General features: G+C 63.7%; 24 protein-coding genes. 14 read left to right on the top strand and 10 right to left on the bottom strand.

Annotated elements, in window-relative coordinates:
* From G8E03_RS13730 to G8E03_RS13705, 6 genes are all read right to left on the bottom strand, one after another.
* Complete coding sequence (locus G8E03_RS13730; RefSeq protein WP_166193043.1) at positions 1–621, bottom strand: trimeric intracellular cation channel family protein; 621 nt, start codon at positions 619–621, stop codon at positions 1–3.
* Positions 622–696: 75 nt separating this feature from the next.
* Positions 697–1,152: a ribonuclease HI gene (gene rnhA / locus G8E03_RS13725; RefSeq protein ID WP_166193040.1), complete on the bottom strand. Its 456-nt coding sequence runs from the start codon at positions 1,150–1,152 to the stop codon at positions 697–699.
* Positions 1,145–2,173, bottom strand: coding sequence for a GFA family protein (locus G8E03_RS13720; protein WP_205793138.1), 1,029 nt, complete (start codon positions 2,171–2,173; stop codon positions 1,145–1,147). The genes rnhA and G8E03_RS13720 overlap by 8 nt, the downstream gene beginning before the upstream one ends.
* Positions 2,170–2,619, bottom strand: coding sequence for a DUF3429 domain-containing protein (locus G8E03_RS13715; RefSeq protein ID WP_166193034.1), 450 nt, complete (start codon positions 2,617–2,619; stop codon positions 2,170–2,172). The genes G8E03_RS13720 and G8E03_RS13715 overlap by 4 nt, the downstream gene beginning before the upstream one ends.
* Before the next feature lie 483 nt (positions 2,620–3,102).
* Positions 3,103–4,050: a 4-hydroxy-3-methylbut-2-enyl diphosphate reductase gene (gene ispH, locus G8E03_RS13710; protein ID WP_430693181.1), complete on the bottom strand. Its 948-nt coding sequence runs from the start codon at positions 4,048–4,050 to the stop codon at positions 3,103–3,105.
* A 62-nt stretch (positions 4,051–4,112) separates the two neighbouring features.
* Positions 4,113–4,661: a LabA-like NYN domain-containing protein gene (locus tag G8E03_RS13705; protein WP_166193028.1), complete on the bottom strand. Its 549-nt coding sequence runs from the start codon at positions 4,659–4,661 to the stop codon at positions 4,113–4,115.
* 121 nt (positions 4,662–4,782) lie between these two features.
* On the opposite strand from G8E03_RS13705, the gene folK reads away from it, so the two are divergent.
* The 11 genes from folK (at position 4,783) to recO (ending at position 13,558) form a co-directional block, all read left to right on the top strand.
* Positions 4,783–5,334: a 2-amino-4-hydroxy-6-hydroxymethyldihydropteridine diphosphokinase gene (gene folK / locus G8E03_RS13700; protein WP_166194277.1), complete on the top strand. Its 552-nt coding sequence runs from the start codon at positions 4,783–4,785 to the stop codon at positions 5,332–5,334.
* Between the two features lie 94 nt (positions 5,335–5,428).
* On the top strand, positions 5,429–5,782 hold the full coding sequence (gene rpoZ / locus G8E03_RS13695; RefSeq protein WP_166193025.1) for a DNA-directed RNA polymerase subunit omega: 354 nt from the start codon (positions 5,429–5,431) through the stop codon (positions 5,780–5,782).
* Between the two features lie 18 nt (positions 5,783–5,800).
* On the top strand, positions 5,801–7,975 hold the full coding sequence (locus G8E03_RS13690; protein WP_166193022.1) for a RelA/SpoT family protein: 2,175 nt from the start codon (positions 5,801–5,803) through the stop codon (positions 7,973–7,975).
* A 52-nt stretch (positions 7,976–8,027) separates the two neighbouring features.
* Positions 8,028–8,681, top strand: a complete 654-nt coding sequence (locus G8E03_RS13685) for a DUF2062 domain-containing protein (protein ID WP_240910366.1) — start codon at positions 8,028–8,030, stop codon at positions 8,679–8,681.
* 25 nt (positions 8,682–8,706) lie between these two features.
* The gene (locus G8E03_RS13680; RefSeq protein WP_166193019.1) at positions 8,707–9,447 is read left to right on the top strand and encodes a pyridoxine 5'-phosphate synthase; all 741 of its coding nucleotides are present in this window, start codon (positions 8,707–8,709) and stop codon (positions 9,445–9,447) included.
* Between the two features lie 103 nt (positions 9,448–9,550).
* Positions 9,551–9,982: a holo-ACP synthase gene (gene acpS, locus G8E03_RS13675; RefSeq protein WP_166193016.1), complete on the top strand. Its 432-nt coding sequence runs from the start codon at positions 9,551–9,553 to the stop codon at positions 9,980–9,982.
* A 44-nt stretch (positions 9,983–10,026) separates the two neighbouring features.
* On the top strand, positions 10,027–10,854 hold the full coding sequence (gene lepB, locus G8E03_RS13670; protein WP_166193013.1) for a signal peptidase I: 828 nt from the start codon (positions 10,027–10,029) through the stop codon (positions 10,852–10,854).
* Positions 10,855–10,880: 26 nt separating this feature from the next.
* On the top strand, positions 10,881–11,537 hold the full coding sequence (gene rnc, locus G8E03_RS13665; RefSeq protein ID WP_166194271.1) for a ribonuclease III: 657 nt from the start codon (positions 10,881–10,883) through the stop codon (positions 11,535–11,537).
* A 6-nt stretch (positions 11,538–11,543) separates the two neighbouring features.
* A complete protein-coding gene (era, locus tag G8E03_RS13660; protein WP_166193010.1) occupies positions 11,544–12,464 on the top strand; it encodes a GTPase Era in 921 nt (306 codons plus the stop codon).
* Complete coding sequence (locus tag G8E03_RS13655) at positions 12,454–12,789, top strand: DUF1491 family protein (protein ID WP_166193007.1); 336 nt, start codon at positions 12,454–12,456, stop codon at positions 12,787–12,789. The genes era and G8E03_RS13655 overlap by 11 nt, the downstream gene beginning before the upstream one ends.
* A 13-nt stretch (positions 12,790–12,802) precedes the next feature.
* A complete protein-coding gene (gene recO, locus G8E03_RS13650; protein ID WP_205793137.1) occupies positions 12,803–13,558 on the top strand; it encodes a DNA repair protein RecO in 756 nt (251 codons plus the stop codon).
* On the opposite strand, the gene G8E03_RS13645 is transcribed toward recO, so the two are convergent.
* Together G8E03_RS13645 and G8E03_RS13640 are read right to left on the bottom strand one after the other, a co-directional pair.
* Positions 13,530–14,006: a hypothetical protein gene (locus G8E03_RS13645; protein WP_166193004.1), complete on the bottom strand. Its 477-nt coding sequence runs from the start codon at positions 14,004–14,006 to the stop codon at positions 13,530–13,532. The two genes, recO and G8E03_RS13645, sit on opposite strands and share 29 nt — an antisense overlap.
* Before the next feature lie 75 nt (positions 14,007–14,081).
* On the bottom strand, positions 14,082–15,713 hold the full coding sequence (locus G8E03_RS13640) for an acyl-CoA dehydrogenase family protein (RefSeq protein WP_166193001.1): 1,632 nt from the start codon (positions 15,711–15,713) through the stop codon (positions 14,082–14,084).
* A gap of 170 nt (positions 15,714–15,883) precedes the next feature.
* Between G8E03_RS13640 and G8E03_RS13635 the strand changes: the two genes are divergently transcribed.
* A complete protein-coding gene (locus tag G8E03_RS13635) occupies positions 15,884–16,663 on the top strand; it encodes a sulfite exporter TauE/SafE family protein (RefSeq protein ID WP_166192998.1) in 780 nt (259 codons plus the stop codon).
* Here G8E03_RS13635 and G8E03_RS13630 read toward each other — a convergent pair.
* Positions 16,660–18,135: a gamma-glutamyltransferase gene (locus G8E03_RS13630; protein ID WP_166192995.1), complete on the bottom strand. Its 1,476-nt coding sequence runs from the start codon at positions 18,133–18,135 to the stop codon at positions 16,660–16,662. The genes G8E03_RS13635 and G8E03_RS13630 overlap by 4 nt on opposite strands.
* Before the next feature lie 54 nt (positions 18,136–18,189).
* Here G8E03_RS13630 and G8E03_RS13625 point away from each other — a divergent pair, with 54 nt between their 5' ends.
* Positions 18,190–18,567 (top strand): VOC family protein, encoded by a 378-nt coding sequence (locus G8E03_RS13625; protein WP_166192992.1) that lies wholly within the window; start codon positions 18,190–18,192, stop codon positions 18,565–18,567.
* A gap of 76 nt (positions 18,568–18,643) precedes the next feature.
* Here the strand turns inward: G8E03_RS13625 and G8E03_RS13620 are convergent, their stop codons facing one another.
* Positions 18,644–20,248 carry a phosphoenolpyruvate carboxykinase gene (locus G8E03_RS13620; protein ID WP_166192989.1) on the bottom strand — a complete coding sequence of 535 codons (1,605 nt, stop codon included), beginning with the start codon at positions 20,246–20,248 and terminating at the stop codon, positions 18,644–18,646.
* A gap of 297 nt (positions 20,249–20,545) precedes the next feature.
* Here G8E03_RS13620 and G8E03_RS13615 point away from each other — a divergent pair, with 297 nt between their 5' ends.
* Positions 20,546–21,244, top strand: coding sequence for a response regulator transcription factor (locus G8E03_RS13615; protein WP_166192987.1), 699 nt, complete (start codon positions 20,546–20,548; stop codon positions 21,242–21,244).

The following is a 21,244-nucleotide window of genomic DNA, read 5'->3' as shown; positions in this document are numbered from 1 at the left end:
CTACATGCGCGGCGGTCGGGAGCGATAGACCGGCGCGCGCCAGCCAAGCGCGAGCGATCCTGCCCGGATGAAAAAGGTCAGCCCCGCACAGGCCAGCGCGGAGAAGAGCGCATTGCCCGTCGCCCAGAAGACCACCACGTCGATCGCCGCCCCCGCCAATGCCGCCGTGGCGTAAAGGTCCCGCGCCTTGAGGACCAGCGGCACCTCGTTGCACACCACATCGCGGGCCAACCCGCCAATACATGCCGTGACCATCCCCATGATCAACAGGACCGGCCAGTCGAACTCCATCCTCCGCGCCACCGCGACCCCCACCGGCACGGCAACCGCCACGGCCAGCGCGTCGAGCCAGTAGAGCGCCTTCAACCGGCTTTCCAGCATGTGGGCCGTAAAGAACACAAAGATCGCAGCCACCATCGCCACGGCGACATAGCGCGGATCAGCGATCCAGAACACGGCCTCTCGGTTCAACAAGACATCGCGAGCGGTCCCCCCGCCCATTGCAGTGAGGCAGGCAACGAACACGAAGCCCACCACATCCAGTTGCGCGCGGCTGGCCGTCAACGCCCCGGTCAGGGCAAAGATGAACACGGCCAGCAGATCGAGAACGACGACCAGCATGTCATGGCACCCGTGGCGCAGGACAGGCGAGGATGCCTCCGGCGGGGATATTTCGGGAAAGTGAATTGGGCACTGTCATTTCGACTTAAAGGGCTCCATCCCCGCGCGGGCCAGTTCATCGGCGCGCTCGTTTTCCGGGTGGCCGGCGTGACCCTTGACCCATTCCCATGAAACCCGATGGCGCTGCTGTGCGGCGTCCAGACGTTTCCACAGATCCTCGTTCTTCACGGGTTTTTTCGCCGCTGTCTTCCAGCCATTGCGTTTCCAGCCGTGGATCCACTTGGTCAGGCCATCCTTGACGTAGGACGAGTCCGTGACGATCGTGACCTCCGTCGGGCGGCCCAGCGTTTCCAGCGCGCTGATCGCGGCCATCAGTTCCATTCGGTTGTTGGTGGTCTGCGGATCGCCGCCGCTGAGTTCGCGTTCCTTGACGACCTTGTCGCCCTGCTTTGCCTGCATCAGCACGCCCCAACCACCGGGGCCGGGATTGCCCGAGCACGCGCCGTCGGTGTAAGCGAAGAATTCAGCCACGGGTCGCCTCCACATACAGGTTCGCGGTCGGTGTGCCGTCGAAGCTGACACCCTCACCCCGGGTCAGGGCGGTCACTTCGAACCCGCCGTGGTCCAGCCTGCGGCGCAGTTCCGTTTCGGTATAGTAGGTGTACAGACGGCCCTGCGGGTCACGTGCGGCGCCCTCACCCTCCTTCAGGCCAAGATAAAGCCGCCCGCCGGGGACCATTGCATCATAGATGCGGCGCAGATGATCCGGCATCCGGTCGCGCGGCGCGTGCATAAGGCTGAAAAAGGCCCAGACCGCATCGAAGCTGGCCTTCTCGACCAGTTCACCGAAGCTGACGAGCTCTACCTCGACGCCGTGGCGTTGCTTTGCCTGTTCCGCCAGCCCCCGCGATCCGTCCATCGCGCGGGCGGCGAACCCGCGCTGACGCATCTGCGCGGTGGCCCAGCCGACCCCGCAGCCCAGATCGAGGAGCCGCGAGCCCGGTGTGAGGGTGTCGAGCCATGCGCTCAACCTGGGATGAGGTTCCTCCCGTTCGGAATAGTCCGCATAGCGCGCGGCGTTGTCGTCATAAAAGGCGAGAGTTTTCCCGCGCCGCCAATCGCTCCACGCCGCGCGCAGGGCCTCGTGATCCTGAGGCTGACCGGGATATGTCGGCACGTCCGCGATCAGAGGCACCCAGGGCAGGGCGGAATCCGTCCAAAGCTCCGCCCTTGGCATCAGGTCGTGACCGGGATCCAGCGTACCGGCCTTGAGCGACAGGAAATCGCCCCCCTCCGCCCGGCGGTTCATCAGGCGGGTGCCGCAGGTGGGGCAGAAATCGCGGATCACCTTGCGACCGCTGGCGGCGACGTCGTTCCATTGCGACATTTCACCGGTCCACACCACATCACCGGGCGCTACGTAAAGGGACAGCCCGAAGGCCGAACCGCTTTGTCGCTGGCAATCGGTGCAATGGCAGCGGGCGAAGCCCAGTGGCTCGCCGTGGATTTCGTAGCGTATGGCGCCACACTGGCACCCTCCGGTCAGGCTCATGCGAACGCTCCGATCAGCAGGCATATGGAAACGACGACGGTCAGCGGGATGCGCAGGCTCAACCACCACCACACCACGACGGCGCGGCGGGCGAACCAGCATTCGATCAGCAGCAATCCCGCAAAGGCATAGGTCAAGATCAGGCACGACGTCGCATCGTCCGCGACGAAGAAGAAGACGAACAGCGGGGGCAGCACGCTTGCCCCCAGTTCCATCCAACCCGGTTTGCGCCCGTGGCGAGAGGCGAACCCCCACAGGCATCCCGACATGAAGCACACGATTACGGTGCCATAGAGTGCCAGCAGCGCCCGCCCGTCCGCAGCCGTTCCACCAAATCGCCCGATCCGGGGCAGAAATTCAGGCAACGCCACGCTCATCGCCCCGGCAAGAAAGGGGATCAGCCCGGCCAGCGCAAGAATGAGCGCGGGCCTTGGAATGTCGTTCATGTCTGGCCTCCCACTGTCAGCCCCCTCGCTACACGCCCCCCCGGGCGTGGACAAGAGCGGCCGCCGCAGGATCGCGATCTGCACGGTGGCTACACGATGGCTGCAAGTGACTGAAAGTGATGGCTTCGGGGCATTCCCCCTCGCTGCACGTGAACGGCATTCTTGCCGGACATCCTTCCGAAAATACTGCCCAACGCTCCCCAGCCTGGCCAGTTTTCCGGACGTGACAGCGTCCTTTCGACCTGCACCCGGTGCTCCCCAGCTCCGATCCCCTGTGCGGTCGTTGCAGGCGACCCCTCGCCTGTGCAGCATCAACCGCGGGGGGGCGATTTCGTTGCAGGTAAGATAGTTTCAATCTTTCTTAATTTGTGTGAATCTCTGGAGAAGAACTTCAGAGCGGCACCTGTTTGCAAATGTCATCAGGGCATTCGCACCTGTGACGGGCACGATGAAGGACTGGTTTCGCGCAGGTTGGTCGAGCGGTCAGGCGGCACTCTCGCGCAGGACACGGGGCACCTTGAACTCCACGTTTTCCTGTGCCGTCTCCACCACTTCGACGGTCACGTCGTAGCGGGTGCGAAAGGCGTCGATGACCTCATCTATCAGCACCTGCGGCGCACTGGCCCCGGCGGTAATGCCCAATGCGGTGATCCCGTCCAGAGCCCGCCAGTCGATCTCAACCGCGCGCTGGACCAGTTGCGAATAGGCGCAACCGGCGCGGGCGCCGACCTCGACCAAACGGCGCGAGTTCGAGGAATTGGGCGCGCCGATCACCAGCAGGGCGTCCACCTTGGGGGCGACGGCCTTCACGGCCTCCTGCCGGTTGGTGGTGGCGTAGCAGATGTCCTCCTTGTGCGGCCCGATGATATCGGGGAATCGCGCGTTCAGCGCCTGCACGATTTCCAGCGTGTCATCCACACTCAACGTGGTCTGCGTAATATAAGCCAGCCGCCCCGCGTCACGCGGGCTCAGTCCGGCGACGTCCGCAGGGGTTTCGACCAGCAGAACCTCACCGGGGGGCAGTTGGCCCATGGTGCCGATGGTCTCAGGATGGCCGGCATGGCCGATCATCACCATCTGAAGGCCGTTGGCATGGTGGCGCTCTGCCTCGATATGCACCTTGCTGACCAGGGGGCAGGTGGCATCGACGTAGAGCATCTGACGCGCGGCGGCGGCCTCGGGGACGCTCTTGGGAACGCCGTGCGCCGAGAAGATGACGGGGCGATCCAGCGGACATTCGTCCAGCTCCTCGACGAAGATCGCGCCCTTGTCGCGCAATTCGTCCACCACGTATTTGTTGTGCACGATTTCATGCCGCACATAGACGGGGGCGCCCCATTTTTCGAGCGCCATCTCCACGATCTTGATCGCGCGGTCCACACCGGCGCAGAAACCGCGCGGCGCGGCGAGGTAGATTTTCAGGGGCGGCATCGGCTTCTCCGTCATTCGCTCGGCTACATATAGCGTGCCGTGGCGGTCAGATAAACCGGGGGTCAGTCCTCGGGGCGTGGATCGCGCGGCGGGCGGCCGATCACGTCCTTCAGCTCCTCCAACTCGATGAAGTTGTCCGCCTGCCGGCGCAACTCATCCGCGATCATAGGCGGTTGCGAGCGGATGGTGGACACCACCGACACCCGCACGCCCTGCCGTTGGATGCCCGCGACCAGAGGCCGGAAATCGCCATCGCCCGAAAACAGGACCATGTGATCGATATGCGGCGCCATCTCCATCGCATCGACGCTCAATTCGATGTCCATGTTGCCCTTTACCTTACGTCGGCCCATGGAGTCGGTGAATTCCTTCGCCGGTTTCGTGACCATCATGAATCCGTTGTAGTTCAGCCAGTCCACCAGCGGCCGGATGGGGGAATATTCGTCATTTTCCAGCAATGCGGTGTAGTAAAAGGCGCGCAGCAGCTTTCCCCGGCGCATGAATTCAGTGCGCAACAGCTTGTAATCAATGTCAAAACCCAGGGCCTTTGACGCGGCATAAAGGTTCGCGCCATCAATGAACAAGGCGAGCTTTTCATCGCGATAAAACATTTTTTCTCCAATCCGATAGGCGTGTCCGCGTGAAAAATCCGGGCGGACGACTTGTGCAATATGCACACACTATGAAAAAGGGGTTGACGTGCAAAGACATATTGGAAGGGAGAGCGCCGTGATGCATCTGATCGCCCTTGGCGCCAATCTTTCCGGTCCGTTCGGCACCCCCGCGCAGACGCTGAGCCGCGCCATGGATCAGGTTCAGGCCGCAGGTATGCGCGTGACCGCGCGCAGTCCAACCTACACCACACCCGCCTGGCCCGCCGATTCCGGCCCGGATTTCGCAAATGCGGCCCTGTGCGCCGAATCCACCCGGTCGCCCTATCAGGTTCTGGACATTCTGCACGGGATCGAGGCCGAGCTGGGCCGTGTGCGCGGGCGCAGGTGGGGCGCGCGGATCTGTGATCTGGATCTGCTGGGCAGCGATGATCTGATCCTGCCGGATCGGGCGGAGGTTCAGAAGTGGATGGACCTTGATACGACGAACGCAGCGCCACCGGTTCCGACGGGTCTGATCCTGCCGCATCCGCGTCTGCATGAACGCGCATTCGTCCTGGTTCCGTTGGCCGATGTGGCGCCCGACTGGGTGCATCCGCTGACCGGTCATACGGTGGCGCAGATGTGTGCGGCGCTGCCTGCGGATGCGCGCGGCGTCATACGTCGCGTCTGACCCGGAAATTTGGCCTTTCACCCGCCTTGCATCCCGCCCCGGCGCGCGTTACATGCATGTTTTCCCCGACCACGAAATCAGTGGAGGCCACCCCATGGCACGCGTTACAGTCGAAGATTGCGTAGACAAGGTTCCCAACCGGTTCGAGCTGGTCATGCTGGCCGCCCACCGCGCGCGTGAGCTGAGCACCGGCGCACCGCTGACCGTCGATCGCGATAACGACAAGAACCCGGTCGTCGCCCTGCGTGAAATCGCGGATGAGACCCTGACCGCCAACAAGCTGCGTGAGCAGGCGATCGAGTATTACCAGCGCCAGATCGAGGTGGACGAGCCCGAGGAAGATCAAATGGCTCTGCTGATGGGCGATGGCGGCGACAAGCCCACCGAGGACGACATGTCCGAGGAGTCGCTGCTGCGCGCCCTGATGGAAGCGCAAGGCGAGAAATGATCGCGATGAGAGGGCATCATGGCTGACGGCAGCACCGAAGGCCGCTCTCTCTTCCAGCCTGCTGCGGCGGACCTCGCCGCGCGGGCACGTGAATACAACCCGAACTCCAATTCCGCCCTGATCGAGGCCGCCTATGCATATGCGCAGAAGGCCCACTCCGATCAGCGCCGCCGCTCGGGCGAGGCGTATTTCACGCATCCCCTTGCCGTGGCGGAAATGCTGGTGAACCAGCAACTCGACGATGCCACCATCGTTACGGCCCTGCTGCACGACACGGTTGAGGATACAGGCTCCACCCATCAGGAGGTGACGCTCCTGTTCGGGCAGGAAATCGCCGATCTGGTCAATGGCGTGACCAAGCTGACCAAGCTGGAGCTTTCTTCCGCCGAAACGAAACAGGCGGAGAACTTCCACAAGCTGCTGATGGCCGTGGCGAAGGACCTGCGGGTTCTGTTGGTCAAGCTGGCCGACCGCCTGCACAACATGCGCACCATCCGCCACATGCGTCCGGCAAAGCAGAAGCAAAAGGCGCAGGAGACGATGGACATCTACGCGCCGCTCGCCGGGCGCATGGGGATGCAGTCCATGCGTGAGGAGCTGGAGGATCTCAGCTTCCGCGTGCTTCAGCCCGAGGCGCGATCCTCGGTCATTCGCCGTTTCATCACGCTGAAATACGAAACCGGTGAGATCATTCCCAAGATCACCGACGATATCGAGAAGGCGCTGGCGCAGGCCGGCATTCCCGCCCAGGTCACGGGGCGTGAGAAACGCCCCTTCTCGATCTGGCGCAAGCTGAACGACAAGAACGACCCCGAGGGCGATTTCTACCGCCTCTCCGACATCTTCGGATTTCGGATCATCGTGCAGAGCGAGGAAGACTGCTATCGCGCGCTGGGGGTGGTTCACCGCCGCTGGAATGCTGTGCCGGGGCGGTTCAAGGATTATATCTCCCAGCCGAAATCCAATGGCTACCGGTCGATCCACACGACGGTCTCCGGCCGCTCCGCCCGGCGTGTCGAAATGCAGATCCGCACGCGTGAGATGCATGACGTCAACGAAAGCGGTGTCGCCGCCCACTGGACCTATCGCGACGGTGTGCGGTTCGAGAATCCGTTCGCAGCCGATCCGCTGGCCTGGCTCAAGGACCTCAGCGAGGGGTTGGCCAACTCCGACAATCCGTCCGAGTTTCTGGAGCACGCCAAGCTGGAGATGTTTCAGGATCAGGTGTTCTGCTTCACCCCCAAGGGCAAGGTGGTCAAGCTGCCGCGCGGGGCAACTCCGCTGGATTTCGCCTATGCGATCCATACCAATCTGGGCAATTCGTGCGTCGGTGCGAAGGTGGACAACCGCCGCGTGCCGCTGTTCACCCGCCTGCGCAACGGCCAATCGGTGACGATCATTTCCGCGCCGGGGCAGAAACCGCAGACCAGTTGGGCCGAACTGGTGGTGACGGGTCGGGCCAAGACCGCGATCCGCCGTCACGCAAAGGAAGAGGAGCGCGAGGCCCAGATCCGTCTGGGCCAGGAATTCGCCCGCGTGGCCTTCGCCAAGGTCGGCAAAAAGGCCACGGACAAGGCGCTCGACACCGCGGCGGAGAGGCTGAATATTCAGGGCGGCTCCGACGAATTGCTGCGCGCACTGGGCGCGACCGACCTGTCGGGAGATGCGGTGGTCGCGTCGCTGTATTCCGAACTGGTCGATATCGGTCCCGAGGGGCGCGGTCGCGCCGATGGCGTCATCGGACTGGATCCCGGTCAGGCCGCGCGCGCCGCGCTGTGCTGCGAACCCTTGCCGGGTGAACGGATTGTGGGCATCACGTTTCGCGGGCAGGGGGTGGAAGTCCACGCCATCGACTGCCCCCGCCTGGGCGAATATGAGGAACAGCCCGAACGTTGGGTCGATCTGAAATGGGGAGTGGGCGAAAGCCTCGGCACCCATTCGGCCCGCCTGTCGATCACCATGGCGAACGATGCCGGTGTGCTGGGGCGTTTGTGCTCTCTCGTTGGGGAACATAACGCCAATATATCGGATGTGCGCATCGTGGACCCGAAACCGGATTTCTACGTTGTGGAATTCCGTGTCGATGTGCGGGATCTAAAGCATCTTTCGCGGATCGAGACGGCGATCAAGGCCGATTCGGCGGTGACAGACGTTCTGCGTCAGCGTAACCCGGGGGTAAGGCAATCAGCCTGAAACGGCCCTTTGCCGAGATCCGCGAAACCCCTGACCAAGGACAGGCGACATCATGGTGTTCAAGCGCAGAAAACCGCTGAGCATCCTGCAATGGGTGCGTGAGGGCATCCTGCCCCGCGCAGGTTGGCGGCGGGTTGTCGAATATCTTGTCCATCGGCTGCGCCGCCTGCCGGACAGTCCGCATAAGATATCGCTGGGAATAGCCTGCGGTGTCTTTACGTCGTTTTCTCCGTTCTTCGGGCTGCACATCATTGTTGCAATGGGGCTTGCGTGGATCCTGCGCGGCAATGTCCTCGCCTCGGCCATCGGCACGTTTTTCGGCAATCCCATCACGTTTCCATTTATCGCCTATATCTCGCTGGAGGTCGGACGCTGGTTGACCGGGGCGGGGGGGACCAGTGATTTCGGCGTCATCGCCCGATCCTTCGCCAGCGCGGCGGAGGGGGTCTGGCTGACGACCAAGAGCTTCTTCGGCTATGGGCCGTCCTCCTGGGACAGGCTGGCCGCGTTTTTCTACGATCTTTTCCTGCCCTACCTGATCGGCGGGATCATACCGGGATTGATCGGCGGCGTGCTGGCCTATTACCTCAGCCGACCGCTGGTGCGGGCCTATCAAACCCGCCGGCGTGAGAAGAAGCTGAAGCGGATTGCCGCACGCACCGCGGCGAAACAGCGTATCGCAAACGTCAACCAGCAGACCGACTGACATCAGATTATCGTAAGGAGCGATCATGCAGGACGACCGCCTCAGACTGGGAATCAACATCGACCACGTGGCCACTGTGCGCAATGCCCGGGGCGGCTACGTTCCCGATCCGCTCCGCGCCGCGAAGCTGGCCGAGCGGGCCGGGGCCGACGGTATCACCGCGCATCTGCGCGAGGATCGACGCCATATCCGGGACGCCGATATCGACGCTCTTGTCGCGGAACTCAGCGTGCCGCTGAACTTCGAGATGGCCGCAACGGATGAGATGCACGCCATCGCCCTGCGTCACAAGCCCCACGCAATCTGCCTGGTGCCTGAGCGGCGTGAGGAACGCACGACCGAGGGCGGGCTGGAGGTCGCGGGCGATACCGAGCGCCTGGCCGCCTTCATTGCTCCGCTGGCCGAACATAGCCGCGTCTCACTGTTCGTGGCCGCCGACCCGACGCAGATCGAGGCCGCGTCCCGCGTCGGTGCCGCCGTGGTCGAGATCCACACAGGCGCCTATTGCGATGCCCATAACGAGGGCCGGTTCGAGGATCGCGACTTCGAGCTTGCCCGCATTCGTGCCGCCGCCGAACAGGCACATGCGGCAGGGTTGGAGGTTCACGCCGGTCACGGTCTGGCCTTCGACACGGTCGGTCCCATCGCCGCGATCCCCGAAATGCGGGAGCTGAATATCGGGCATTTCCTGATCGGTGAGGCGATCTTTCTGGGGCTCGAAGGGGCCATCGGTCATATGCGCCGCCTGATGGACGCCGCACGGTGAGCGGTTCCGTGCCGCCTGCGCCGGGTCGGTTCTCTCCCTCGCCAATCGTGCGGGACAGTGCAGCCGCCGCGCAGTCATGTCACAGCCAGGTTCGGGCGCGCTTATGATCCTGGGCATTGGCACCGATCTGGCGAATATCGAACGGATCGCCGGTACGATCGAGCGGTTCGGTGATCGGTTCCTGAACCGCTGCTACACCGATGTCGAACGGGCCAGATCCGAACGGATCGCCAATCGCGTGGAAAGCTATGCGAAGCGTTGGGCGGCCAAGGAAGCGTGCTCCAAGGCCTTGGGCACCGGCCTGCGCATGGGCATCGCATGGCGCGACATGGAGGTGCGAAACCTGCGCACCGGCCAGCCCACCATGCGCGTGACCGGCTGGGCGGCGGATCGGCTGGAAACCATGGTTCCACCGGGGTTCGAGCCGTTCATCCACGTGACCCTGACCGACGATCACCCCTGGGCCAGCGCCTTTGTCGTGATCGAGGCGCGACCGATGGAACGCCCAGTCTCAGTTGACATTCCGGGGGCTTAGCGCAAAAACCGCACAAGCGTCAAAACCAGTAAGGATAGCGTTTCATGGCCAGCAAGAAATCCGAGGGCGGCGTGCTCGACACGCTCAAGACCGTCGTCTACGCCCTGCTTCTGGCCGGATTGATCCGCACGCTGTTCTTTCAGCCGTTCTATATCCCCTCGGGTTCGATGAAGCCGACGCTTCTGGTCGGCGATTTTCTGTTCGTGAACAAGTTCGCCTACGGCTATTCCGCAGAATCCTGCCCGCTGGGCCTGTGCCCCTTTGACGGGCGCATCTGGTTCACCGAGCCGGAACGCGGCGACATTGTCGTGTTTGCGCATCCGGCGAACGGCACGGACTATATCAAACGACTGATCGGCCTGCCCGGCGATACGATCCAGATGCAGGGCGGCCGTCTGATCATCAACGGTGAGATGCTGCCCCTCGCCCCGGCGGAGACGTTCGAGGAGATCTACGAGGATCAGCAGGCCACCCGGCCGCAATGCGCCAACGGCACCGTGTCGCTGGGTGCGATCTGCCAGAAGGAACAATTCGTCGAGACCCTGCCGAACGGGGTGGAGCATATGGTGCTCAACATCGCGGACCGCTCGTCTGACAATACGCCGGTCTATACCGTGCCGGAGGAGCACTACTTCTTCATGGGCGACAACCGCGACAATTCCATCGACAGCCGCTTTTTCAACCGGATGCAGATCTCAGAGTTTCGCACCTCGCTGAGCGGCCCGCCCGCGTTCAACGGCGGTGGCGTCGGCTTCGTGCATCGCGATCTGCTGATTGGCAAGGCGAACCTGGTGGTTCTGTCCGCCGCCGGCACCTCGCTGTTCAAGCCGTGGAACTGGCGTCTCGACAGGTTCTTCGAGTGGGTGGAGTGAGCGCGAAGGAAGCACGCGCCGCCCTGATGCGGGCGCTGGGCCATCAGTTCACGGATATGGCCCTGTTGGAGCGTGCGCTGACGCATTCCTCTATCGCGAACCGGGCGCGTCCGGACAACCAGCGACTGGAATTTCTGGGCGACCGGGTTCTGGGACTGGTCATCGCGGAGGCATTGCTGAAGGAAGACAAATCCGCCGCCGAGGGGCAGATCGCCCCGCGTTTCAACGCCCTGGTGCGCAAGGAAGCCTGCGCCGCGATTGCCTCACATATCGGCATAGGCGACGCGCTGATCCTGGGCCGGTCCGAGGCGCAGACCGGAGGTCGGCGCAAGACCGCCCTGCTGGGTGACGCGATGGAGGCCGTGATTGCCGCCGTCTATCGCGACGCCGGAATGGACAAGGCGCGGGAGGTCATCCTGCGCCTGTGGGCGGACCGCATCGCCGAGGCTGAGGAAGACGCCCGCGACGCGAAGACCCGGCTTCAGGAACTGGCACAGGCGCGTGGTGAGGCGCTGCCCGTCTACAAGATCGTCAACCGGCGTGGACCGGATCACAAGCCGGTCTTCACGGTCGAGGTGACGCTCGAATCCGGTGGGGCCGCATCGGCGGAGGCGAGCAGCAAGCGCGACGCCGAACAGCAGGCCGCCCGCCGCCTGCTTCAGGAGATTTCGCCCGATGAGTGAGCAAACATGAGTGAGCAAAAACAGACCCGCGCAGGCTTTGTTGCCCTGATAGGGGAGCCGAATGCAGGCAAGTCCACGCTGACCAACGCGATGGTGGGGGCCAAGGTCTCGATCGTGACGCACAAGGTACAGACCACCCGCGCGCGTATTCGCGGCGTCGCGATGCAGGGCGACAGCCAGCTGGTGCTGGTGGACACGCCCGGCCTGTTCCGCCCGCGCCGCAATCTGGACCGCGCGATGGTCAAGGCGGCGTGGTCCGGTGCGGCGGACGCGGACATCGTCGTGCTGCTGATCGAGGCGCACCGTGGAAAAACCGATGGCGTCGATGCGATCCTTGCCGCACTGAAGGAACGCAACGTCGAGGGGCAGAAGGTCGCGCTGGCCATCAACAAGATCGACCGCATTCCCCGCGACCGCCTGCTGGCCCTGACGGCGGAAATGTCGAAGGAGTTCGACTTCGCCCAGATCTTCATGGTCTCGGCGGAGAAGGGGTATGGCGTGGATGACCTCAAGGCCTGGCTGGCGGGCCGCGTGCCCGAGGGGCCGTGGATGTATCCCGAGGATCAGATCGCCGACCTGCCGCTGCGCATGATCGCGGCGGAGATCACCCGCGAAAAACTGACCCTGCGCCTGCATCAGGAACTGCCCTACCAATTGACGGTGGAGACGGAAAGCTGGGAGGAGCGCAAGGACGGGTCCGTGCGGATCGACCAGATCATCTACGTCATGCGCGACGGTCACAAGGGCATCGCCCTGGGTCCGAAGGGTGAGACGATCAAAGCGGTCAGCATGGCCGCGCGTGAGGAACTGACGGAATTCCTGGGCCGCAAGGTGCATCTGTTCCTGCAAATCAAGGTCCGGCCGAACTGGCTGGATGAGGCCGAGCGTTTCACCGAAATGGGGCTCGACATCAAAGATGGCGGCTGAGCCGCGCCTCACCTCCGATTTCTGGGTTCACGCCTATCTGGCGCGGCTGCGTCTGAACGACATCCCGGTATTCGTGACGGCAAAGGGCGATCCTACCGCCGGTGCCGTGATCGTGAAGCTGAACACGCTGGACGGGGCCGCGCAGGCGTTCCACCGCTCCTACGACATGGATTACCGGCGGGTTTGGACAGAACTGGTCGCCGGTGACGATGCAGTGGTGGAGGCGGAACTGGCGCGCCAGCGCGCCGCCGATCCCGATCTGTGGATCGTGGAGGTTGAGGATCGCGCCGGGCGCCACCTGCTGGATCAGGAGGGCCTGCGGTGAGGCCGCCCGCCGAATGATCGAATGGCGCGAACAGGGCATCCTGCTGTCTGTGCGCCGGCACGGTGAGGCGAACGCCATCATCGAAGTTTTGACCCGCGACCATGGCCTGCACGCAGGCGTCGTGCGCGGCGGGGCATCACGCAGGCAGGCGCCCCTGTTGCAGATCGGGGCGCAACTGGACCTGACATGGCGCGCCCGGATCGAGGATCATATCGGATCGTTCGTGGCCGAGCCCGTGCGGTCGCGCGCGGTTCCGATCATGGCGGACCGGGCGGCGCTGGCGACCTTGCAATCCGTTGCGGGTCTGCTGACCTCCTGCCTGCCCGAACGTCAGCCGATCGAGGAATTGCATGACAGGACGCTCGATCTGCTGGACGCGCTGGCGCGGCAGCCGGACTGGCCGCAGCTTTACGCGCAATGGGAGTTGTCGCTTCTGGCGGATCTGGGATTTGGCCTCGACCTGACCACCTGCGCGGTGACGGGGGGTACACAGCAGCTGCGCTTCGTTTCTCCGAAATCGGGGCGGGCGGTGTCGCAGGCAGGTGCCGGGGACTGGGCGGATCGTCTGTTGCCGCTGCCGCTGTTCCTGCTGATGGGCGGCGATGCCTCGGCGGACGACACGCGGGATGCCTTGCGCCTGACCGGGCATTTCCTGCGCCGCTGGCTGGCCCCGACGCTGAGCCGGACGACCGTGCTGGACGCACGCGATCAGGCGGAGCGTGCGATCGTGGCGCAGTTGGTCAGAGGGGCAGAAACTCCAGACGGATGACCCCCGCCGCATCGCGCACGACCAGCACGCCGTTTTCCACCACGGCGGAGCGGGCGTCGATCATCGCGATGGCGATTTCCTCCTGCAGGTTCGACCGCTCGCAATCGGGCAGACGGGGCACGATGATCGTCTCGACGACGAAAATCGGACCGGTGCCGAAGTAATTCCCCCGTATTGCTTGACACGGCCCGGTGCCGTCGATCAGGCCGCCGGACAGGTCTACCTCCATCACCTGGCCCACCAGACGATCGTTGAGCACGGTGAGCGACCAATCCACGTCACCGATACGGCTGGGGATCACATCGGGTGTTACGTCTGGGGTCTCCAACGCCGCGATCTCCGCCCCGCGGGAGGGGGCAGGGCGTGGCGCAGGCGGCGTGACGACCTCACGCGGGGTGGTGTCACAGGCGGCGAGGGCGAGCAGCAGCAGGGGCACGAGGCGCAGCATAGGCGGGGTATCCGTTGGTTGGGTTCGCATAGAGCTACCCCGCACACCCCGCCGGGGCAAGTCGCCGCTTCTACATCACGCCTGCCGCGTGTCCAGCAGGCGGCGGGCGATGACATGCGCCTGAATTTCCGCCGCTCCCTCGAAGATATTGAGGATACGCGCATCGCACAGCACGCGGCTGATGGGATATTCCATCGCAAAGCCGTTGCCGCCGTGGATTTGCACGCCGTTATCCGCAGCCGCCCACGCGACGCGGGCACCCAGCAGCTTGGCCATGCCCGCCTCCAGATCGCAGCGCCGCTCCGCGTCCTTTTCCCGGGCGGAGAAATAGGTGAGCTGACGGGCGATCATGATTTCGACCGTCATCATCGCCAGCTTGGCATAGACACGGGGCTTATCTATCAGCGGCTTGCCGAAGGCGGTGCGGTCCAGCGCATATTGCAGGCTGAGTTCCATCGCGGATTGCGCGACGCCGATTGCCCGCGCCGCAGTCTGGATCCGCGCGCTTTCGAAGGTGCGCATCAACTGGCGGAAACCCTGGCCTTCCTTGCCGCCCAGCAGGGCGGAGCCCGGGACGCGGTGATCGTCCAGCGCGAGGGTATATTCCTTCATTCCGCGATAGCCCAGCACCTCGATCTCCCCCCCATCAATCGTTGCATCGGGGAACGGATCGGTATCTGTGCCGCGTGTCTTGGGAGCGAGGAACATCGACAGGCCGGAATAATTGTTCGTATCGGGCACCGTCCGGGCGAGCACGGTCATCAGGTCGGTGCGGCCGGCATGGGTGATCCAGGTCTTGTTGCCGCGCAGGATCCAGTCATCACCGTCCTTGATCCCCCGCGTCTTGAGCGCGCCCAGATCGGAGCCGGTATTGGGCTCGGTGAACACGGCTGTCGGCAGGGTTTCACCGCTGGCAAGCCGGGGCAGCCATTCCGCCTTTTGCGCATCGGTGCCGCCGCCCAGGATCAGCTCCGCCGCGATCTCCGAGCGGGTGCCCAGAGAGCCGACGCCGATATAGCCGCGCGAAAGCTCCTCGGAGACGACACACATCGCCGTCTTGCCCAGCCCGAAACCGCCATGTTCCTCGGGAATGGTCAGACCAAAGACGCCCAGTTCGGACATCTCCTCGATCACACTCATCGGGATCAGTTCATCGTTCAGATGCCATTGATGCGCATAGGGCAGGACCTTCTCATCCGCGAAGCGTCGGAATTGCTCGCGGATCATCTCGAACTCTTCGTCCAGAGCCGTCGCACCGAAGCTGGCGATGCCCTGCCGTTCGACCATCAGCGTGGCGAGGCGCTGGCGCGCCGCATCGGTGTTGCCGGACATCAGGGCGGTCAGGGATTCGGGCAAATGCAATCCCAGTTCGGAAAGGCGGAACATCTCCCCCTGGCTCATCGCGATGCCGCCGCCCAGTTGCGACAGGTATTCGCCCAGGCCGATGGTCAGGATCAGCTCCTCCATCTCACCGAACGCGCCCTGCGCGTCCAGGCGGGATGCCCAATCGATGAGCTGAACCAGAGCTTCGCAATAGGTGGACACCCACGCGACGCCGTGGGCATCGTATTGTACCGAATCGACGCTGGCTGTTTCCGTGAGTTTCCCCAGCGCGTCCACGGCATCGGCACGAAGGGCCTGAAGGGGGGCGACAGCAGCCTGTGCTTTGGGGATAATGCGATCCTTGGTCATCGGCGTGTCTTTCATGAGTCGGGCCTCTTGATGGTGCGGCGCACAATTATTTTGCGGTTGCGCGGACATTATGAGGCGGCGCGCGCAGGGTCAAGATCGCCTCGCAACAATCGTGCGCCGTGCGGCGGTAAGGCGCACTCTTATTAGCATTGCGTTTTGCGTGCTGGAAATGCCAACTCCGCCGCATGATTTTCTTCACACCGGTTTTCACCAGCATCGACCTTGATTTGATTCTGATCGCGATGTCGATCATGTTCTTCGCAGGATTTGTGAAGGGCGCGGTCGGTTTCGCGCTGCCCATGCTGGCGGTCAGCGGCATCGGCTCGATGCTGCCTGCCCCTGTGGCCGTCGCGGCGGTCATGCTGCCGGCGATGCTGACCAATGTCTGGCAGGCGTTCCGCGACGGGCCCCGCGCGGCGTGGGACAGCTTCTGGGCGTTCCGCCTCTACGTTTTGCTGATCATCTGTGTGATGGGGCTGGTCGCGCCGTTGGTCAGCATCCTGTCGACGGAGGTGCTGTTTGTCATCCTTGGCCTCGGCGTCACGTTCTTCGCGATCGTGCAACTGGCGGGATGGCGCCCCGGCCCCGTGATCGGGGCGAGCCGGATCGCGGCGGTGATCTCCGGCGTACTGGCAGGTATATTCGGCGGTTTGGCGGCGGTAACAGGGCCGCCGGTCGTGTTGTATCTGCTGGCGCGTGAAGTCCCCAAGGTCGAGATGGTGCGCGTGCAGGGCGTGATCTTCCTACTGGGGCTGCTGGTCGTGATCTCGGTCCACGGTTCGACCGGCGTGTTGAACGCGACGACATTGCCCTTGTCCGTAATGTTGATCGCACCTGCATTCGGTGGCATGGCGGTGGGCCTGTTGGTGCAGGACCGGCTGGAGCAGGAAACCTTCCGCAAGGTGACCCTGCTGGTCCTGATCGTGGCGGGATTGAACCTTCTGCGGCGCGGCCTGCTGGGCTAGGTCAATGCCACACCGTCGCGTCGGGGATCCGCGACAGCTGTGACGCCGCCCCGGGTGCTGCGCACCGCATGGACGCCGCCGAAATACATCGAGCGTTCGGGCCAGATCGTCACGTCCGCAGGCAGATCGTGCAAGGCGTCGGTCCAGCACTCGTCTCCCGGCTCCGCCATCACGGGGCCGTTCGCGATATCCAGGTGCAGCCGAGGGGCCATCACCGCGTCCTCCAGCGGTTGGCCCGCGATCAGGTGCAAAGCCGTCTGGCTGAGCGCAGTGCGGATGCGGCTGGAACCGCCCGACCCCATCATCGTGATCGAACCGTCCGGCGCGCGCAGGCACATGGGGCACATGGCGGAGGCAAGTCGGACATCCGGCGCCCAGCTTTCCGGCCCGCCCGGCAGCAGGTCCTCCTCACCCAGCATGTTGTTGGGCATGATGCCGGTACCGGGCACGATGACCCCCGCGCCCGTGCCGTTAGATAGCGTCAGCGCCGCGCCCATTCCGCCCCGATCGGTGACGGAAATATGCGTGGTGCCGCGCTGGCGGGCCGCGTGACCGGCCAGCGTGCGCCGCAACTGCGCCACCAGTGCCGGATCGAAGGTCAGCGGATCGGACGACTGCGCGCGCAGATCCAGCAATTCCGCCTGTGCCCTGTGCAGCAGCGCGGGGGTCACCTCCTGCGGCATAGCATCGAGCATGAGCGCGATTTGCGTTCCCCCGATGGAGGGGGAGGGCGTCAGCGCCACGTCCCAGCCGTGCCGCGACATGTGCAGCGGTTCCCGCCATCTGGGCGCATAGCGGCGCAGATCCTCGCCGGTCAGTGCGATGCCGTCCAACGACAGAAGCGCCTGCGCGACCTCCCCTTCGGTGAACAGGCGCGCGCCTTCGATCGCCAGAACCTCCAGCGCGTCGGCCAGATCAGGCGTGCACAGATGATCGCCGGCTTGCAGGGGCCCTTTCGCCATGCCGAAGCGCTGCGCGGTGGCTGGAATGTGGCTGAGGATCGGGCTGGTGATGCGCGCGACCTCCGCCTGAAAGGTCGTGACAACATGGCCCGCGCGGGCGGCGGTCACGGCCGGTTGGGCAAGGTCGGGCATCGACATCCGGCCCGCGCGGGCATGCGCCTCGAACAGCATCGGTATCAGGCCGGGCGTCGCGATCGTGCCCGGACCGATGTGGAATATCTGACGGGTATCACCGAAATCCGCCTCGATGCTGTGAACCTCCGCCGGGATACGCCGACGGGGTGTCTGGACGAAGCCATCGAGCACCCGCGCGGACCCTTGCGCCGGGCACAGCATCATGAAGCCGCCGCCCATCGGACCTGCCAGCACAGGCTCCACCACGCAGGCCATCAGGGCGGCGGCGATGCACGCATCCACGGCGCTGCCGCCCGCGCACAGCACATCATGCGCGGCCTGTGTGGTCAGCGGGTGGCCGCAGGCGGCGGCGACAGGGTGGCGATCAGCTTTCATAATTCAGCGGATGCCAGTAGCGTAGGGTTCGGTCAAGCTTTGTCGGAGAACGCCATGCCGCTCGCCCTGTCCCTAGATCATGTCGTGCTGACCGTGCGCGATATCGACGACGCCGTGGCATTCTACACCCGCGTCCTGGGGGTGGAGGCCGTGACCTTCGCGCAGGGGCGGTGGGCACTGCAAATCGGGGATCAGAAGATCAATTTGCAGGTTCTGGGGCAGGAGCAACGCAACAATGCCGCCATCGGCAGCGGCGATCTGTGCCTGGTGCGTGAGACCGGCGATGCCGACGTGCTGGCGCATCTGGCGACGCAGGGTGTGGAGGTGGTGGAAGGTCCGGTGACCAAATCGGGGGCGCGTGGGCCGATCGTCTCAATCTATTTCAACGATCCGGACGGCAATCTGATCGAACTGGCGCGCTATGATGAATAACGCCTCCGGCGGGGATATTTGAGGACAGAAGAATACGGGCGCACCGGTCAGGGTGCGCCCGTCATGTTCAGGATGCTCAGGCGGCGGTGACGGCGATCTGCATCACCTCATCGTCCACATGTGCCTCATACTGGGCGAAGTTCTGCGCGAACATCTCCGCCAATTTGCGGGCCTGCGCATCATAGGCCGACTTGTCGTCCCAAGTGCGGCGCGGGTCCAGCAGAAGGTCGGAGACGCCCGCGACCGCAACCGGCACTTCGAAGCCGAAATTCTCGTCGCGGCGGTATTGCGCATCGTCCAGTTTGCCGGTCAGTGCCGCCGTCAGCAAGGCGCGCGTGGCGCGGATCGGCATCCGCGATCCGGTGCCGTAAGCTCCACCGGTCCAGCCGGTGTTCACCAGCCAGCAGGTCGCGCCATGTTCAGCGATCTTCTCCCGCAGCAGAGCGCCATAAACCTCGGGGCGGCGTGGCATGAACGGCGCGCCGAAGCAGGTGGAGAACGTGGGCGAAGGCTCGGTCACGCCCTTCTCGGTTCCGGCCACCTTGGAGGTGAATCCGCTAAGGAAGTGATACATCGCCTGCGCCGGCGTCAGCCGCGCGATGGGGGGCAGCACGCCGAACGCATCGCAGGTCAGCATGACGATATTGCGCGGCATTCCGCCCCGCGCCGTGTCGGATGCGTTCGAGATGTAGTCCAGCGGATAGGCGCAACGCATGTTCGGCGTCAGGCTGTCATCCTTGAAATCCAGCGCCTTGGTATGCGGATCGAAGACCATGTTCTCGATCACGGTGCCGAACATCTTGGTCGTGCCGTAGATTTCCGGCTCTGCCTCGGGGTTCAGGTCGATGGTCTTGGCGTAGCACCCACCCTCGAAGTTGAAGACGCCGTTGTCCGACCAGCCATGTTCATCGTCACCGATCAGGATACGGCCCGGATCCGCGCTGAGCGTCGTCTTGCCCGTGCCCGACAGCCCGAAGAATACCGCGACATCGTCGGAATCCCCCTTTGCGTGGTTGGCCGAGCAGTGCATCGGCATCACGCCCTTCGCAGGCAACAGGTAGTTGAGCAGCGTGAACACGCTTTTCTTGTTTTCGCCCGCGTAGGAGGTGCCGCCGATCAGGATCGTCTTGGTCTCGAAGCTGAGCGCGATCACCGTTTCGGACCGGCACCCGTGCCGTTCGGGGTCCGCCTTGAACGACGGGCAGTTGATGATCGTGAATTCGGGAACGAAGCTTTCCAGCTCCTCCAGCTCCGGCCGGCGCAGCAGGTGGCGGATGAACAGGTTGTGCCAGGCAAGCTCCGTTACGACGCGCACATTCAGGCGATGATCGGGATCCGCGCCGCCGTACAGGTCCTGCACGAACAGTTCGCCCCCCTCGACATGGGCGAGCATGTCGGCGTGAAGGCGTGCGAATGCGTCGGGCTGCATGGGGGGGTTGTTCTCCCACCAGATGCTGTCCTCGACTGAGGGTTCGGCCACGACGAACTTGTCCTTGGGCGACCGACCTGTGTGCTTGCCGGTGGAGACGAGGAACGTCCCCCCCTCACCCAGCGTACCCTCGTCGCGCTTTACAGCGGCTTCGATCAGCGCGGGTTCGAGCAGATTGTAATGTACGGTGCCGACATTTTTGATGCCGTTCCGTTCGAGTGTTTGGTCCGGGTTGACCTTGCCAGTCTCCATTTCGGACTGTGCTCCTGCGGGTATGAGGCGCGCAAATACCTTGGCGGCGCGCCCCGCGTCTCTATCTGCATGATACCGCCGGAGGGCCAGTCCGACAGTGCGCGAGCACCTGAATCATGCGATGACGCTTTTCCTTAACCGGCAACATTGCGCAATTCCAGCCCACATTTTTTGTTACTTTATTCCGCAACCGCTTTGGACTGTTCCGCTTAACCCGAAATGAAGCAAATACGTGACACTGCGTTTGTGTTCGACGATAGTCCCCGAAACGAGAGTCTCAGGCTTGGGGGCCACCACATGCACCGGATTACACTGGTTGACGACGATCAAAATATCCTGACCTCCGTCGCGATGGTTCTGGAGGGGGAGGGGTTCGAGGTAACGACCTTCTCGGACGGTGCGTCCGCGTTGCCAGCCTTGTCCCAAGGCGAGGCCGATCTGGCTGTGCTCGACATCAAGATGCCGCGCATGGACGGGATGGAATTGCTGCGACGGTTGCGGCAGAAGAACGATATGCCCGTGATTTTTCTGACATCCAAGGATGAGGAGATCGACGAGGTGCTGGGTCTGCGCATGGGCGCCGACGACTACGTTCGCAAGCCATTTTCGCAACGTTTGCTGCTGGAGCGTATCCGCGCCGTGCTGCGTCGTCGTGCCGCACGGTTGGAGCCGGAAACCGAGGAAGAAGCCGACACGATCATGCATCGCGGCAAGCTGACCATGGATTCGCTGCGCCACATCGTTAGCTGGAACGGCAACCCTGTGTCCCTCACCGTGACGGAGTTCCTGATTCTCGAGGCGCTGGCCCAGCGACCGGGCTTCGTGAAAAATCGCGATCAGTTGATGGATGCCGCCTACGATGATCAGGTCTACGTCGACGACCGCACCATCGACAGCCATATCAAGCGGGTGCGCAAGAAGTTCAAGCGCATCGACGATGGCTTCTCCTCGATCGAGACCCTTTACGGAATCGGGTATCGGTTCACCGAGGTCTAG

The organism is Pontivivens nitratireducens (genome assembly GCF_011290545.1).
In the GTDB taxonomy this organism is placed as follows: domain Bacteria; phylum Pseudomonadota; class Alphaproteobacteria; order Rhodobacterales; family Rhodobacteraceae; genus Pontivivens; species Pontivivens nitratireducens.
Note: the sequence above shows the minus strand (reverse complement) of the source record. Positions and strands in the feature narration are given on the sequence as shown.